Here is a 15,899-nt window from a genome sequence, read left to right on the forward strand (position 1 = left end):
CCCACAGGCGCACACCAGCAGGATCGCGGTCAGCGAGTACCACCGACCCCGCCGAGAACGCGGATCGGGCACCAAGTCGAGGTAAGGCCGCAGGTCGGCGATCCGGCCGGTGTCCAACGGCCCCAGCTTCACCAGCACAGCAGGGATGGGAGAAGATGCAGCAGCAGGCACGGGCCACCTCGTGATCATCTGGCTTCGACACCACAATGATCACGAAGCCCGTGCCTGCCCTGCTATACACCCCAACCGGTCACAACCCGACCAGCCACACAACCCCGGAACTTGCAACCGCCCTGCGACGTGGCCGACGAGGCGACCTCGACCGACGACGCGAGGACGGCTGACGACGCGACGCCGGATGTGGCCGACGAGGCGAGCTCGGCCGACAGCGTGATGTCGGACGACGGTGCGGCAGAGGCGCAGACGCTGCCCGAGGCCCCGGTGTCTGCCGTTCCCGTGTCGGGTGCGCCGGTCGGGCCGCGTCAGCCCGACCTCAAGGTGTTGATCATGGCGGGTGTGTTGGGTGGGCACCCGGACGGGATCACCGCCGACGCGGCGATCAACGAGAGCGGCCTGTCGGTCGCGATGGGGGACACGGTCCTCGCTGCGATGGAGGTTGCCGGTGCCGCGCGTCGCCTGCCGGTCAGTGAGGACGGCGACGAGCTGTGGATCATCGGTGACGGTGACCTCGCTGCGGTGGACCCGGCCAACGCGCCGACGCACAGCACATGCCCGACGTGCGGGCACACCCGCAAGATCCGCCGCCCCTCGGTCCGGCGTGCCACCGGCACCGGCCGCACCACCGGTGAGATCAACAGCGACGGGTCGGCGAAGTTGGGCAAGAACGAGTTGCGCAACCGGGTCGAGGCGTTCATGCGCGACCTCGGCCCCGGCCACGATGTGACCCCCGGCACCGTCGCCCGTGAGATCGGCGGACGCAGCCCCGGCGCGGTCGGCAACGGCATGCGCAAGCTGGCCACGGCCGGGGTGCTGGTGCTCACCCGCGAGGCCCCGGAAACCTACGCCCTCGCCGACGACGCGCCCGCCCCCACCGCCGACGTGCGCGCGTTCCTCACCCGGCCGCAGACCCCCGCCGATGACGACACCACCACCGACGAGGCCCGCACCGACGAGGCCGCCGCCCCGATCGCGGCCTGACCGATCACCCCGCCGGGGCCGGGCGTCACGCCCGGCCCCGGCACCCGCACGCCCACAACCAACGGAAGGGACGACCGATGACTACCCCACACGATCACCCCGACCACGGGCTGACAACCGGCCCGGGATCGCTGCGCTGCCCGGAATGCGAGCAGCCGGCCCTCCTTGTGCCGCCGCGTGACTGGCCCCTGAACGGGTTCGCCGCGCGCCCTGCCGCGTCACACACCGACGGCACGCCGCTGTGCCCGGTGCCCGGCCCGCACGGGTCGCAACCGGCCGACCCGGTGGGCGTACCGGCCCGGCTGACGCTGTGGCAGGCCGTCCGGCAGACATGGCTCGCTCACCCCGATTGGACCGTCACTGATCACCTGGCGTGGCTCGATGGCGAGGGGTATGACACCGACACTGCGGACGGTGACCCGGCCGACCTCATCGGCCGGTGGCTCGCCGCTCACCGGTGCGCCGCGTCGCTGTCCTGGCCGCCCGATCACGGTCGGGTGTACGCGATCCTCGGCGCGGACCTCCTGATCGTGTTCGACGACGCGGACAGCGCCGGTGACGTCCTGACGATGTTGCGGGTCGCGCAGGTGCCGGCCGAGGTGCACGTGTTCGACGCGGCCGGGTGGGACGAGGTGGCCCGTCTGGTGCGCGCGGTCAACCCGAGTTTCGTTATCAGGGACAGCCGTCCCGGCATCGTGGGCGCACGGTCATGACGCACCCGCCCGGCGACGTGCCAGAGCTGCCGCCCGCGCTGGCCGCGCGCCCCCACGACGCGCGGCGCGGCCTACCCATCCCACCGGTCAACATCCACCCCAACCCAACCGGCGGCGGGTCGCACGTGGACTTCACCACGATCAACACCACCACCTCGACCCGCCTCGCCGTCGAGCGCCGGTGCTCACTGTGCGGCCAACCGATGGGCTATTGGGTGGCGTTTCTCGGCGGGCCCCGCGCGGCCGAGCTGATGCGTCACGCCGACCCGCCGGGGCACCCCGAGTGCATGACCGCCGCCCTGTCGCTGTGCCCGCACATTGCGATCGGGCGGCACCGTCGCGCCCGTGCCGACCGTCCGGGGGCGGGCATCATCCCGCCCGGATCGCACGGCGATAAACCCGACCGGTACCTGTTGGGCATCACCCGGCACTACCGGACCCGATTCATCCCCGAACAGGGATTCACCGTCTACCTACCGGCCCCGTTCAAAACCATCCGCGCGTACGCGTACGGCCCGGACGGGCAGCTGCACCCGGCCACCGACACCCAGTAGGCCACGCCCGGCGGCGGGCGTCAGATTCGCCGCAGAAACCTCGATCGACTCCACCCGATCACCTTGATCGACCCGTGGAGGTAGGAAACATTGTTGTTGACGGCGCGGGCCCGGGGGTTGCAGCCCCCGGCCGCACCGCCGGACCGAATCACCCACAACCCGAAAGGGGTGCCACCGTGGCACACGAACTCGAAACCTTCGCCAACGGTCAGACGGCCTTCGCCTCCGCGCGGCTGACCGCCTGGCACCAGCTCGGCACCGTCACCGACGCCTGCATGACCGCACAGGAGGTCATGAGCAAGGCGTGGCTCGGCGGCTGGGAGGTCCGCAAGATCGCCATCCAGGGCATCGAGGTCACCGAGCGGGGCGTGACGAAGGTCGACTGCCCCGACAAGTACATGACCGTCCGGACCAACCCGGCCACCGGCGAGACCGAGTACCTCGGCGTCGTCGGCGAGGACTACAGCGTGGTCCAGAACGAGCAGGTCGCCGAGACCCTCAACCTCCTGGTCGACCAGTCGGGGGCACACTTCGAGACCGCCGGCTCGATGCGCAAGGGCCGGTCCGTGTTCGTGACCATGAAGCTGCCCACGGCTATGCAGATCGCCGGGGTGGACGACATGGACCTGTACCTCGCCGCGACCACCTCGCACGACGGCACCGCCTCCCTGCGTCTGGACGCGACCCCGGTGCGGATCGTGTGCGCGAACACGCAGGCGCTCGCCTACCGGCGATCGGTCAGCTCGTACACGTTCCGGCACACCTCGAACGTCACCAGCAAGATCGCCGAGGCCCGGCAGGCCCTCGGCCTGATGTGGCAGGCGTTCGCCGACTTCGAGACCGAGGCCGAGAAGATGATCAACGAGTCGTTGGCCATGGGCGAGTTCGAGAAGATCGTCGCGCAGGTCTGGCCTGTCGCGCCCGACGCCTCCGACGTGGCGAAGAACAACGCGAAACAGCGCACGGCTACGCTGCGCTACCTCATCCGGGACGCGGACACGCAGAAGGCGATCAAGGGCACCCGGTGGGCCGGATACCAGGCCATCACCGAGTACGTGGACCACTTCGCGCCTGCCAAGACCGACTTCGCCCGCGCGACGCGGGCGCTGACCGGTGCCGGAGCGGACCTCAAGGCCCGCGCGTTCGAGCTGCTGGCGGTCTGATATGGCCCGGCACGGGGGCCGGGCCACCGAGCCCGGCCCCGGTACCGGGGCGCACCCCGCCGCCGGCACCGCCGCTGTCCCTACAGACCCCGCCGCCGCCCCCCACCCGGCACCGGACGTGCCGACCGTAGAGGCGCGTCACGAGCCAGGGCACACCTCCACCGCGATGATCGCCTTGGCGAACCGGGTCTGTGCCAACTTCGCGGCGGCCGAGGTCGCCCGCGCGATGGCCGAGCACGCGAGCAGCGAGGCTGAACACGCGCACCTGATCGCTCGCGCCGAGCACTGGGAAGCCTTGGTCAACGAGCAGTGGACCACCTTGTGTGCGGCGATCTGCGCGACGGTGCCGGACGGGACGCAGGTGCAGCGGTTCCTGCCGGTCCGGCCACTGACCAACGGCCACGTCGAGCTGCACGTGCACGACACCGACGCCCACCGGCTCGTCGTGCTGTTCACCGGCGCGCAGGCCCTCGCCGTGGGCGCGCACCTTACCGCTTACGGGGCGCTCAGCCTCGACCGCAGCGGCCAGAAGCTCGACCCCGGCCTACCCCACGTCAAGGCCGCACCACCCTTCGTCGACGGCACCACCGAGGCGTGGACCGCCCTGGACAACGCCGTCGAACGGCCACCCGCCAAGTCTTGACCGCCTTGGGCGTGCTGCGCGGCCACGGTCGCACCCCGGGCCGCGCGGCATGTCCGGCCATACCTCTCGACATCATCGTGGAGCACTCATGAATCCCGAACACCTGTTCAACCTGGCCGCCGAGTTCGCGCAGGCGACCGGCAACGCCGAACGTTTCCACGCTCGCGCGGCCAGCGTCACCGGCGAGGACCGCACCGCCCTCAGCAAGAAGGCGTCGGAGTGGGAGGCCATCGCCGCGCGCCGGCGTGAGCACCTGCACGCCTCGCTGCGCGAGGCCCCGCGGGGACCCGTCATCGCCGAGCCGGACACCGAGTTGCCCGTCGCGCTCTGGCGGCGGCGCCGCGTCGAGGTGCGCGCCTACACCGGCGACGGCTCCCGCGTCCGCGTGCGCTGCACTCCGACGCAAGCCGTCGCCCTCGGCACCGCCCTCATCGGCCTCGCGGCCCTGACCGACCAACTCGGCGGCGGCGTCCTAGGCGAGACCATCGCCACCTTCCCACCCACCTCACACTCCACTGCGGAGCCCGAGGCGATCGGCCAGCAGGGGGAGTCGGCATGACGACCTCGATCGACCCCTCAGAGGACGGCATCGGCGACGGTCAGCGCACCCTCGACGGTCAGCAGCTCGCGGGCGCGCTCGCCCTGCTCGGCCCGGCCGATCCGGTATGCGTCGAGGTGCTGACCCGCCTCAACTTGCGGGTCTACCCGGGCGAGCCCGGAGACCGCTCCGCCTACGTCGTCCTCGACGTGCACGGCGTCTCGATCGGCGTCAAACGCCGAGCTGACGACCTGTACCTGCACGCCGACACCACCGAGACCGACGACCGGCTCATCGCCTTCGAGATCAACGGCTACGGCGAGACCGACCACCACACCAACCCCTCCAACCCCGGCCTCTGATCGGAGCACCGATGTACCGCTCCATGGAATGCGGCGACACCGCCCGCGTCGTCACCCCCTCCGACGCCACCGAGCACCGCCTCGGCACTGTCACCGACGTCACCTACTCCACCCCGCACACCACCTACGCGCGCCGCTACACCCTGCGCTTCCCCGGCGGCATCGAGCGCACCTACCCGGCTGATCACCTCGTCAGGTGCACCCGGGCCGACGACCGGGCCGCCCTGGAGGCGGCCTTCACCGCCGCGTGCGCGGCGCTGCGCGACGCCTGCCACATCGCCCACGACTATGACCCCGACCTGAGCCTCGGCACCGCGAGCCTTCTCCGGCGGCTGGTCGACCTCACCCGGCTGCGCCTCGGGCTGACCCTCAACCCATCCGGCACCGCTGGCGTCGCCGATCCGGGCTCGCCGAACACTCGTGACCAGGCTGGAGGCGAACGGTGATGCCGCATTTTCCGCAGCCTGACCGACCGGAGGAGCCCATCGAGCGGGGTGCGCTCGGCTCGACCTCGGCGTCGATGCCGGAGTCGCTGTACTGTCTGCGCTGCCGGCGAGGCGTCAACATCCGCGTCAACGGTCTGGGCGTTGTCGTGCAGTACCTGCATGCTGCTGAGCAGCGCGGTCAGCGCAGCGACCACGACCCCGAGCCGGTGCCGGTTACCGAGGTCCCCGATCCGATCATCGAGTGTGATTTCTGCTCCGCGCCCGACGCCGCCTGGATCTACCGGTGCGCCAATCAGTTCAGTGAGCACCGCCGCGTCACCGGACGAGTCGTTGGCGTCAGCGATTACCGGTCTCGGCACGGCGCGGCGCGGGTGCGCCGCACCGACACCGAGCACGCCTTCACCCAGGCGTGGGGCGAGCGGTGGTCGGCGTGTGGTGGTTGCGCCGACCTCATCGAGGCCCGCGACAAATAGGCCGAGTTGCATCTGATACAACCTTCCGACCTTCCGGGCTCAGCGCGGCCGTGGGGACATTCTGGCAGGGTTGTCTGCTCGTTTGCGTTCGCCGCGCGGGCTGCGTAACCGGCGCATCGGTGTTGCGTTGAGTGCAACGTGGAGCGGGCGGTGGATCTGGCTGGAGCAGTGCACCTGACGTTGGCGTCCGGGGTGGCGTATCTCGACCCAGCGACCGCGGTCTTCGACGCGATGTTGGAGGGCTGGCAGCGTCAGCAGCGCACGCGGTTTCTGAAGGCGTCGACGATCGCGGGGCGGGTGTTGATGGTGCGCCGGTTTCACCGGTACACGAACCAGTATCCGTGGGAGTGGGAGTCGGCCGAGGTCGAGGCGTTCTTCGATCACTTGCGTTCGGCCGGTCCGCGGCCTATCACCGTGTCGACGGCGAGGAGCTACCAGACGACGTTGCGGATGTTCTGCGACTTCATCACCGACACCCGGTACGGCTGGGCGGGTGAGTGTTTGCAGCGGTTTGGTCGGGCGCCGGCGCAGGTCCTGCACGAATGGAACTCGATCGTGCACGTGACGGAGTTCGACGGTCAGCCGGGTCGGCGGCCGCTCACCTACGACGAGGTGCAGGCGCTGTTCGACGCGGCCGACGGCCGGGTCGAGCAGATCAGTACGCATCAGCGCAAGGGTGTAATGGCGGCATTGCGTGATGCGGCGATGCTCAAGACGGTGTATGCCTTCGGGCTGCGTCGTGCTGAGGCGTGCGGGCTGGACGAGTCGGACTTCCGCCACAACCCGAAGGCCAAGCAGATGGGGCAGTTCGGTGGGGTGTTCGTACGGTGGGGCAAGTCGTCGCGAGGCAGTCCACCCAAGCGGCGCACCGTGCTCACCGTCCCGGAGATGGACTGGATCGTGCCCGTGCTGGACCAGTATTCCAACGAGGTCCGGCCACGGATCGTCGGCGAGGCTCATCCAGCGCTGTGGGTGACCGAGCGAGGCGGCCGGATGTCGTTGCGCCGCCTGAACTTCGCCCTCGCCGAGGTTCGCGACCTTGCCGGCTTGCCGCCGGAGCTGGACCTGCACTGCCTGCGGCACAGCTACGTCACGCACTTGATCGAGTTCGGGTATCCGGAGAAGTTCGTGCAGGACCAGGTCGGACATGCCTACGCCTCGACCACCGCCATCTACAGCGGCGTATCCGACGAGTACCGGACCCGCTTGATCAACCACAAGTTGAAGCAGCACAGCAATGATCTCTGGGGGCGGGAACGCGCGTGAAGACGATGGGGATCCGTTGGCAGCTGCGGCTGCGCATGGCCGAACGGGGCATGTTCGCGACCACCGAGCTGGTGCCACTGCTGGCCGAGCGAGGCGTTCATCTGTCACGTGAGCAGGTGTTCCGGCTGGTGACCCAGCCGCCACAACGGTTGAGCATGGAGACGCTCGCCGCGCTGTGCGACATCCTGGGCTGCCAGCCCAACGACCTCATCGAGATCGAGGCAACCGAGAACCGGATCCGCAAGACAGCAACGGCCGGCGGGCCGGCGCCGACCGCGCGGCGCAGCACCATCCACCGCCCAGAGTCGGCGCCGTGACCCGCATCCGCCAACGCCGCGAGCCTGACCCTTTCCTCGCTGACCGGGTCGTTACCCGGCTGACCACCCTGGTTTCGGGGCTGACCGTGAGCACGGCTCGCGCGGCGATGGAGGCGGCGCGAGTCACGGCGCCGGTGTCGCTCTGGGCCTTGGAGGATCACCTCAGCGCGCACGGGATCACTCCCGCCAGCAGCGGCCCGCTGCAGTTGCTGAAGCTGTTCGCGATCCTCGACGTCGAGGGCTACGACGTTCCGCCAACCGCCTGTGCCGCGTGCGGCCGGCGAACGCGCGTGTTGTCGCATCGGCAGGACGACGGACGGATCTGTACTCCGTGCGCGCACCGGCGTTACGTTCGCCGGTGCGAGATATGCAAGGAGATCAGGCGGATCACGCACGCCGGCACCCAGACCGGGATCTGCGGCAACTGCCGCCGCCGCAACCCCGACCCGGACCGCGTCGGCCCCTGCACGCACTGCGGCCGTGTCCAGCGTCTGATCATCTCCAAGGACGACGGCTCGCTGCGCTGTCAACGCTGCCAGGCCCACGGCAGGCCCTTGCACGCCTGCGCCGACTGTGGCGCGTCCGCACGGACCCAGAAGATCACCGATGCCGGACCGGTATGTCCAGCCTGCTACCGCGAACGGCATCGACCACGACGTGTCTGCGGCCGATGCGGGCGCTCACGCCTCATCGACCGGCGCGCGACCACGGACCAACCAGACCTGTGCAACGGCTGCTACCGCGGCACTGAAGGCACCTGCAGCCGATGCGGGCGATTCCGCCCCGGCCGCAAAACGCCTCATAGCGGGTTCCGTTGCGAGGGCTGCCTTCCACGTCCACTGCGTCAGTGCGCCGGCTGCCAACGACGGCGCACCGTTCAAGCCGTCTGGCCGATCGGCCCGGTCTGCTCGTCCTGCTATAACACCATCGGCAAACACCCAGCGCGCTGCCCGAACTGCGCCGAGACCCGCGTGCTTACCGGCACCGACGCCGGTGGCGCTCGGATCTGCGGCCCCTGCGCCGGAGCACGCGACTACACCTGCACCGGATGCGGACGAGCCGGCCACACCTACTCCAACCGGCGCTGCGCCTGGTGCGTGCTCGACGAACGCGTCAGCGACCTCCTCACCGATGATCACGGCACGAGCGTGGCCCAACTGCGACCGCTGCGCGCCGCCCTCACCAACACCGACCGCCCCGAATCCGTCCTCACCTGGATCCGCCGGCCCCGCACCCGCACGCTCTTCGCCTTCCTCGCCGCCCACCCCGATGACCTCAGCCATGAACTCCTCGATGAGCTCCCCGCCGCTCAGCACCTGCACTACCTCCGCAAACTGCTCATCCTCGCCGACGTGCTCCCGGCTCGCGACGAGCATCTCGAGCGCACCCGGACCTGGCTTAACCAGACCCTCACCGAGCTGCCCCCCGAGCACCGTCAGTTCGTGCAGCCGTTCGGCCTCTGGCACGTGCTGCACCGCGCCCGGCGCCGCTCCCACCAGTTCGGCCCGCGCACCGTCCAGGCCGCCGCCAAAGACCGCCGCTACATCCACACCGCCGCCGCGTTCCTCGCCTGGCTCGACACGCACAGCCTCACCCTGGCAACGATCAGCCAGCAGCACATCGACCAATGGATCGATACCGGACCAGCTGCCCGGCACCTACGACCATTCATCAAATGGACCAACCAACGTCGCCTCACCACCGCGCTCGACGTTCCGAACCGGCCCTCCAGCCTGCCCAGCCGCTTCCTCACCGACGAGCAGCGCTGGACGCAGCTACGCCGATGCCTCGACGACACCACGATGCCCACCAAGGTCCGTGTCGCCGGTGCCCTGGTCCTACTTTTCGGCATCACACTCACACGCGTGCTCAACCTGACCACGACCGACGTCACCTTCAGCAAGGACGCTCCAACCGGCATCACGTTCGGCAAGCAACCAATCCCGCTGCCACCGAAGGTCGCGGCGATCGTCGCCGAGCTCATCAACGACCGCGGACGGCCAGCCCCGAGCCCAGCCCTCTCCAACCACGAGGCGCCCCTGCTCTTCCCCGGCCGGCCAGCCACCACACCAATCACCCTGCAAGCACTCAGCCGAACTCTCACCCGCAACGGGATCACAGCCCACCTCGGCCGCAACGCCGCCATGCTCGACCTCGCCGCTGACATTCCCGCCGCCGTGCTCGCCGACCTCCTCGGCATGAACGCCGGCACCACCCACAAGTGGAACCGCCTCACCAGCCGCGACTGGACCCACTACCTCCAAGCCCGAACCGACACGACATAGCCTCACCCGGCGTGGTTCCGACGCGTCCCGCGGGCCTGACGGGTGCTTTTGCGGAATTGAATTGGCTTGGATCGGTGACATTTGGTCGGGGCCTGGGGGCTGAGTTGGTGGGTCGAGGCAAACGGACCCGGCGGCTCTGCCACGCCGGGTCCGTTCAGGGTGCCGCCGGTAGGGGTCAGGCCGGTTGGCGGGACACGATCGTCCGGACTGCCTCGATCAGGCTGGTCGTGCGGGGGTCTGGGCCCATCGTGACGCGGAGTCCGTTCATCACGTAACCGAAAGCGATGCCGCTGGCCGGGTCGGCGTAGCCGAGCGAGCCGCCGTGGCCGGGGAAGCCGAAGGCGGTAGGCGACCACCAGGGCTGTTCCGGCAGTGGCAGGCCGAAGCCGAGCGCCGGCCGGGTCGACACCTTGAGCACCTGGTCGGTTCCGCTGGCCTGTTCGCGGGTGGCGGCGGTGAGGGTGGTCGCGTCGAGGATCCGGATGCCGTCGACCTCGCCGATCAGGCCCGCGTAGAAGCGGGCCAGTGATGAGGCGGTGCAGATGCCGTTGACCGAGGGGATTTCCGCCGACCAGGTACGTGGGTCGGTGAGGTCGAGCGGCGGGTCGGTCACCGTCGTCGACCGGACCGCCAACGAGGTTGGATCGGTGTACGCGGCGAGCGCCTCCCGCAGCGCCTCCGATATCGCCCCGGTGGAGGCGGGTGAGTCGACCTGCTGCTCGACGGTCCGGGCGACCCGGTGTGCCTCGGTGGTGGGCAGGCCGATCCAGAAGTCCAGGCCGAGTGGTTTCGCGATCTCGTCGGCGAAGTACGTGCCGAGGCTGCGGCCGGTAGTGCGACGGACCACCTCGCCGACCAGCCAGCCGTAGGTGACTGCGTGGTAGCCGTGTGCCATGCCCGGCTGCCAGGCGGGTGCCTGGGCGGCTAGGGCGGCGACGACCGGATCCCAGGCCAACGCCTCTGCGAGCGGAACCGGACGGTCGAGTACCGGCAGTCCTGCCTGGTGGGACAGGAGCCAACGGACCGGGATGCTGCCCTTGCCGGCTGCGGCGAACTCGGGCCAGTACTCGGCGACGGGTGCGTCCAGGTCGAGTTGCCCGCGCTGGGCCAGCAGGTGCGCGCAGGCGGCGGGCACGCTCTTGGTGGTGGAGTAGACGACCTGGAGGGTGTTCTCCCGCCAGGCGCGGCCGGTGGCGGGATCGGCGACCCCGCCCCAGAGTCGAACCACCTCCTGGCCGTGCCGGTAGATGCTGACGGCCGCGCCGATCTCGGACCGCGTCTCGAAGTTCGCCAGGAACGCCTCCTGTACCGGCTCGTAACCCGGCGCCACGGTGCCGCTTACCACGGACATGAGCTCTCCTCTAGGAGTGTCGGGCCCAGGCGACGACGAGCCCGGGCGCTGGTGTCAGGATATTCTGACACATGACGTCAGGATCTCTTGACGTGCCTATGCTTGTGGGATGGCGGAGGAAATGGTTCCGGGGCACGTGAACCTCGTCGGGTTCCGGTTACCGAACGGGACGCTGAGTACCGCCGCCGCAGCGCCGGCCGGCACCGTCGGCTACCGGGCCCGGTGCAGTTGCGGTTGGATCGGCACCAGCGACTATCCGGCTGCCGAAGAGGGACGCTGGATGGCCACCTCCGAATGGAGCGGACACATCGGGCCGATCCTGGCCGCCACTCCACCCGGCTGGCTGCTGGGCCGCTCCGACACCCTCCGGGACAACATCGCCGAACTGGCCACTACCTGGCCGTTGCAGGCGCTCGGCATCCTCGCCGAGGTGGAACGCTGGCAACGACCGCTAATCGAACGCGCCGTGATGGCGGCCCGGGAGGCCGGGCTCTCCTGGGCCGAGATCGGCAAGGCGCTCGGCATCAGCCGGCAGTCGGCGCACGAGCGGTTCCGCAACGTCGCACCGTCCAAGCCACCCGCCTGACGGCACCTCAGGGCCAGAACAGCTAGCCCGTCAGCCTGCCACCGGCGCGGGCTCTTCATTGTCCTGGTGTGACTGTTATCGAAAGCGACGGCCCTTGGCGGCGGTGGCGGCGGCGACGGCGGTGGCGAGGCACGTCGTGGCCCCGACGATCAGCGGTATGCGGCTGCCGAGGTGCACGGCTGCCGCGCCAAGCGGGATGGCAAGTGCAATGGGGCCGAACATCACGGTATTCGCGGTCGCGGCGACGCGGCCGAGTGCCTCCATCGGGGCGCTCGTCTGGATGGCCGTGACGGCTGCCGTCAGTGTCCACGGCAGCCCGATCCCGACCGCGATACCCGACCCGAGCATCACCGGCCACCACGGCAGGCACCGGGCGAGCAGCGCGAGCGCGAAGATGGCTGCGCCGGCTGTGCCGACGGCAACCGGGCCGTGGCGGGTAACGAGCCGCCCGGCCACGAGGCCACCGGCGATCGAACCGGCGCCCTGGGTGGCGCCGAGGACCCCGATGAACGTGGCCGGGAGGCCAAGCATCCCGGTGACGACGGCATAGGTGGCCGCTGTCTGGAATCCTGACGTGGCAATCGCGACCGCCGCCAATGTCACGGTGATGGCAAGCACGCGGCGCTTACGGAAGACGCCGCCGACCATGCCCGGGCGGTCCTGCTCCGGCAGCGATGGTTCGGTCAACTGCAGGGCGACGTAGAGGACCGCGGAGGCAACGAGCGTCATGGCACTGAGCGCGGCGACGGCCGCACCGCCCCCTAAAGCGTAAAGCCCGGCTCCTGCGAGGGGCGCGACGAGCTTCATTCCTTCCATGGCGCTGGAGCGCCAGCCGTTGACGTCGGCGAGCCGGTCGACGTCGATGGCCGCCGGTAGCAACACAGTCTCGCCCGCCTCACGCAGAACCATGCCGATGCCGTAGGCGAGGGACACCGCGAAGATCAACCAGGTCTCGCCCGGGCCGTGCACTGCGTACAGACTGAGCAGCGCACCGGCCATCGCTAGGTTCACGGCGATTACCGCCGGCCGACGCGGCAGCCGGTCGAGCAGCCGTCCCAGCCACGGCCCGGCCAGCGTCGGGGTGTAGACGCCCAAGCCCGCGAGCGCGGCGAGGCTGCTCGATCCGGTCAGGTCGAATAGCCAGACCCCAGTAACGAGCGCCATGGCGTTGCCACCGAACCCGGACAGAACGGAGACGGCAAGGAACAGTGCAATGTTTCGCTGTGCCATGTTGGGGATGCTGTAATGCTTAGCCTAGAGCAGTCAACCTTACGGACGCTTGTCAATGATCCGTTGACATCGATCGAGCGCCTCCCGTGCCGGTGCGGGCAGTTCCGCGGCATGGGCCAGGTCGTCGGCGACATGCACAGCTAGCGCGAACAGCGCCCCTGGTGGTGCCTCCACCGCAGCGGCGACGGTGGCCCGCACCAACGCGGCTCGGGTAAACCGTCGGTCCCAGACCCGGTCTACCCTGATCCAGCGTTCTAGGTCGGCGAGAGCGTCTCGCAACGTCGAGAGCTCAGCGGCATAGTCGAGGTCGGCGTGGTGACGCCGCGACCGGAGCGCCGCCAGCAGGCGCTGATGGCGTTGCTGTGCGGCCTGGCGACTGGCCACCCCGAGCGCCTCCGCGATCGCCGTCCACGTCGCCCCTGCGAGGCGAGCCCGCTCGACAAGTCCCAATTCATGCTCGTCGAGCCGCTCCCGCGCCGACCGCACCGCCGCGATCTCATCAAGTACCGCATCCATACGTCAACGATAAGTTGACAAAGCCTCCGGCTTGGCACCGCTGGTCTCCCTGGCACTGGCGCACAACCGGGACCTGCACCCGTCGGCCGGTGTCATCGACTCGCAGACGGTGAAGGGCGCGGACACCGTCGGCACCGACAGTCGCGGATGCGACGCCGGAAAGAAGATCAACCGACGTAAACGGTTCATCGTGACCGACACCCTCGGCCTGCTGGTCACCGTGTGGGCCTGGCCCCCTCGTGGCAGGACCGCGACGGAGCTAAAGGCGCCCTACTCCCCACCGTCGCGGCCACCCCGATCCGGCACGTGTTCGCCCACCAGGGCTTCACCGTCCGGCTCGTCAACCGGGCAGCCACGATCGACGCCTGGTACTCCGAAAAACACCGCGACTTCGGCGCGAATATTCAAGCCGTGATGCGCCCGGAGGGGATCCCGATATGGACCTCGGATGCGATGCCCGGACATCTGCACGACCTGACCTGCGCCCAACGCCTGGACGTCACCGGCGCCCTCTACTGGACGGCCTCCGAACTGCGGCTGCCGACCCTGGCAGACTCCGGCTACGAAGGCACTGGCCAGGGTAACCACACCCCGTGCAAGCAACCGCCGACGGCCGGCGCCTCGCGGTCGACAACCGCACCTACAACACCGCCCTACGATTAAGAGCGACCGGCAATAGGTCCAAGATCCGGACATGCGGGTACCTGCGGGCGGCAAGCAGGCACGGGTCCATTGATCATCGGAGTTCTCTACGCTCTGCAACCGATGGAGTCCCGTGCCTGCGTTGCCATCATCGTTGCTTGAACCCGTCTGGGTCCAGTTCGCCGCGTTGTGGCCTGAACGACCTGAGTTCGACCCGGCCCATCCGTTGGGCTGCCACCGTCGACGGATCCCGGACCGGGTCGTGTTCGAGCACGCCATCGCCGCTCTGGTCCATGGATCCGGCTATGAGCGGGTCGCGTCGGGTCACTGTTCGGACCGGACGATCCGCCGCCGTCTGCGGTTGTGGGCTGACGCCGGTCTCGGTGAGCAGGTCCATGAGCTGGCCCTGGACGCCTATGACCGGATGATCGGCCTGGACCTCGCCGACGTCAGCGCCGACGGCGCCATCACGAAAGCGCCGTGTGGCGGCGACCGGGCCGGCCGCTCACCGGTCGACCGCGGCAAGGGCGGCATGAAACGCTCGACCGGTGTGGACGGCTACGGCATCCCACTCGGGATCACCGGCGCCCCGGCCAACCGGCACGACTCGCCGCTGCTACGCGACACCTTCGAAGCGTGCAGCGCTCAACTCCGCCATCACTGGCCCGAGCACGTCACGGCCCACCTCGATCGCGGCTACGACAGCCGCCGCACCCGGGAGCTGCTCGACGAGATCGGCTTCGACGCCGAGATCGCGCGTAAGGGAGTACCCGCCCCGGTCCAAGTCGGCAAGCGGTGGGTGGTCGAGCGCACGAAGTGCGCCGCGAGGCGCTCTGTTGTATCCCCAGTTCAGCTGGGAGGGACTCGAAGGGAGGTTCCTGGGTCGGCTGGCTGACCTGGATCCGAAAGGTGAAGGGGACAACAGCATGCCAGAGATGCCCGGCGGCCGGGTCCAGATGCCAGGGGCGGCGCGTTGGGAGGACCCGCTGTCGGGGTACTCGTTGGAGTGCAGAGCTGGGTACAGCTGATCTTGCACAGACCGCTGCTCAAGATCGCGGCTGCGGCAGACGCAGTCCTGCCCGTCGCAGCCGCCTGGCCCAGAAAGGCCCTACCGCGCCGCTTCCCCTCCTCGCCGCTGCGCGGCTGCGGTGCGGGTCGGCTTGGTCCCGATTCGCCGCAGCACGCTCACCGGCACCCGGGCAGATCAGGCGAGCCTGTCCACGGGGACACGCTCCACGCCGCAGCTGGACCGCGTGGGGCAGGGTCAGCGGCCACGCTCGATGGACGTCGATGGCCTGAATGATCTTCTGGGATCCGGGCTGGTACGGCGAGCTCTGCACATTCAGCCGTACGCGCCTGTGCACTTGAACCTGTACGCCGACACCCGCGTGATATGGCGAAAGCTGGATTGCCTGAACCCTAATCTCCAGTCGATGCAAGTTCCCATCCACCGGAAACGGCGTTTGAAACCGGTGCCGTGCTCTGCGTCGGAGTCTTTCGTGGCCGACGCACCCTCGGAGCGCGGGGCGACGCCCAGCGAGGGTGTTCAAGGAGATGAGTGGGGCGCCTACGTCACGCTGCTACGTACAACAGAGACGAACGCGGGATTGCCTGTCGGGCGCGAGCTCTATGGCAACGGAGGCCTCGTAGTAGTCG

Annotated in this window: 18 protein-coding genes and 1 pseudogene; 16 read left to right on the forward strand and 3 right to left on the reverse strand. The window is 69.3% G+C overall.

Going from position 1 to position 15,899, the window contains the following annotated elements; all coding sequences use genetic code 11:
- Positions 1-300 precede the first annotated feature (300 nt).
- From C569_RS31515 to C569_RS0128930, 12 genes are all read left to right on the forward strand, one after another.
- Complete coding sequence (locus C569_RS31515) at positions 301-1,158, forward strand: hypothetical protein (RefSeq protein WP_018789183.1); 858 nt, start codon at positions 301-303, stop codon at positions 1,156-1,158.
- Between the two features lie 77 nt (positions 1,159-1,235).
- Complete coding sequence (locus C569_RS34655; RefSeq protein ID WP_231394935.1) at positions 1,236-1,871, forward strand: hypothetical protein; 636 nt, start codon at positions 1,236-1,238, stop codon at positions 1,869-1,871.
- The gene (locus C569_RS34660) at positions 1,868-2,425 is read left to right on the forward strand and encodes a hypothetical protein (protein ID WP_018789185.1); all 558 of its coding nucleotides are present in this window, start codon (positions 1,868-1,870) and stop codon (positions 2,423-2,425) included. Before C569_RS34655 ends, C569_RS34660 begins: the two co-directional genes overlap by 4 nt.
- Positions 2,426-2,601: 176 nt before the next feature.
- Positions 2,602-3,588, forward strand: a complete 987-nt coding sequence (locus C569_RS0128890; RefSeq protein WP_018789186.1) for a DUF932 domain-containing protein — start codon at positions 2,602-2,604, stop codon at positions 3,586-3,588.
- Positions 3,589-3,754: 166 nt separating this feature from the next.
- Positions 3,755-4,231, forward strand: a complete 477-nt coding sequence (locus C569_RS31525; protein WP_018789187.1) for a hypothetical protein — start codon at positions 3,755-3,757, stop codon at positions 4,229-4,231.
- Positions 4,232-4,319: 88 nt separating this feature from the next.
- The gene (locus tag C569_RS0128900; RefSeq protein ID WP_018789188.1) at positions 4,320-4,790 is read left to right on the forward strand and encodes a hypothetical protein; all 471 of its coding nucleotides are present in this window, start codon (positions 4,320-4,322) and stop codon (positions 4,788-4,790) included.
- On the forward strand, positions 4,787-5,131 hold the full coding sequence (locus C569_RS0128905) for a hypothetical protein (protein WP_018789189.1): 345 nt from the start codon (positions 4,787-4,789) through the stop codon (positions 5,129-5,131). Before C569_RS0128900 ends, C569_RS0128905 begins: the two co-directional genes overlap by 4 nt.
- 11 nt (positions 5,132-5,142) lie before the next feature.
- Positions 5,143-5,577: a hypothetical protein gene (locus C569_RS0128910; protein ID WP_018789190.1), complete on the forward strand. Its 435-nt coding sequence runs from the start codon at positions 5,143-5,145 to the stop codon at positions 5,575-5,577.
- Entirely contained in the window at positions 5,577-6,050 is a 474-nt protein-coding gene (locus C569_RS0128915; protein WP_051090559.1) for a hypothetical protein, read from the forward strand. The genes C569_RS0128910 and C569_RS0128915 overlap by 1 nt, the downstream gene beginning before the upstream one ends.
- 150 nt (positions 6,051-6,200) lie before the next feature.
- Positions 6,201-7,316, forward strand: a complete 1,116-nt coding sequence (locus C569_RS0128920; protein ID WP_026268785.1) for a tyrosine-type recombinase/integrase — start codon at positions 6,201-6,203, stop codon at positions 7,314-7,316.
- Entirely contained in the window at positions 7,313-7,633 is a 321-nt protein-coding gene (locus C569_RS0128925; protein WP_026268786.1) for a helix-turn-helix transcriptional regulator, read from the forward strand. Before C569_RS0128920 ends, C569_RS0128925 begins: the two co-directional genes overlap by 4 nt.
- Positions 7,630-9,918: a hypothetical protein gene (locus tag C569_RS0128930; protein ID WP_026268787.1), complete on the forward strand. Its 2,289-nt coding sequence runs from the start codon at positions 7,630-7,632 to the stop codon at positions 9,916-9,918. Before C569_RS0128925 ends, C569_RS0128930 begins: the two co-directional genes overlap by 4 nt.
- Before the next feature lie 175 nt (positions 9,919-10,093).
- Here the strand turns inward: C569_RS0128930 and C569_RS0128935 are convergent, their stop codons facing one another.
- Entirely contained in the window at positions 10,094-11,269 is a 1,176-nt protein-coding gene (locus C569_RS0128935) for a serine hydrolase domain-containing protein (protein WP_018789196.1), read from the reverse strand.
- Positions 11,270-11,378: 109 nt separating this feature from the next.
- Here C569_RS0128935 and C569_RS0128940 point away from each other — a divergent pair, with 109 nt between their 5' ends.
- Entirely contained in the window at positions 11,379-11,855 is a 477-nt protein-coding gene (locus C569_RS0128940) for a hypothetical protein (RefSeq protein WP_026268788.1), read from the forward strand.
- A 75-nt stretch (positions 11,856-11,930) separates the two neighbouring features.
- On the opposite strand, the gene C569_RS31530 is transcribed toward C569_RS0128940, so the two are convergent.
- Together C569_RS31530 and C569_RS0128950 are read right to left on the reverse strand one after the other, a co-directional pair.
- Positions 11,931-13,085, reverse strand: coding sequence for an MFS transporter (locus C569_RS31530; RefSeq protein WP_018789198.1), 1,155 nt, complete (start codon positions 13,083-13,085; stop codon positions 11,931-11,933).
- 39 nt (positions 13,086-13,124) lie between these two features.
- On the reverse strand, positions 13,125-13,601 hold the full coding sequence (locus C569_RS0128950) for a hypothetical protein (protein ID WP_018789199.1): 477 nt from the start codon (positions 13,599-13,601) through the stop codon (positions 13,125-13,127).
- A gap of 85 nt (positions 13,602-13,686) precedes the next feature.
- Here C569_RS0128950 and C569_RS34665 point away from each other — a divergent pair.
- From C569_RS34665 to C569_RS0128960, 3 genes and pseudogenes are all read left to right on the forward strand, one after another.
- A pseudogene (locus tag C569_RS34665) lies at positions 13,687-13,836 on the forward strand (IS5/IS1182 family transposase); the annotation flags it as partial.
- 71 nt (positions 13,837-13,907) lie between these two features.
- Entirely contained in the window at positions 13,908-14,264 is a 357-nt protein-coding gene (locus C569_RS31535) for a transposase family protein (RefSeq protein ID WP_231394936.1), read from the forward strand.
- A gap of 112 nt (positions 14,265-14,376) precedes the next feature.
- On the forward strand, positions 14,377-15,138 hold the full coding sequence (locus tag C569_RS0128960; protein WP_026268789.1) for a transposase: 762 nt from the start codon (positions 14,377-14,379) through the stop codon (positions 15,136-15,138).
- Positions 15,139-15,899: the final 761 nt, after the last annotated feature.

Source organism: Micromonospora sp. CNB394, assembly GCF_000374985.1.
In the GTDB taxonomy this organism is placed as follows: domain Bacteria; phylum Actinomycetota; class Actinomycetes; order Mycobacteriales; family Micromonosporaceae; genus Micromonospora; species Micromonospora marina.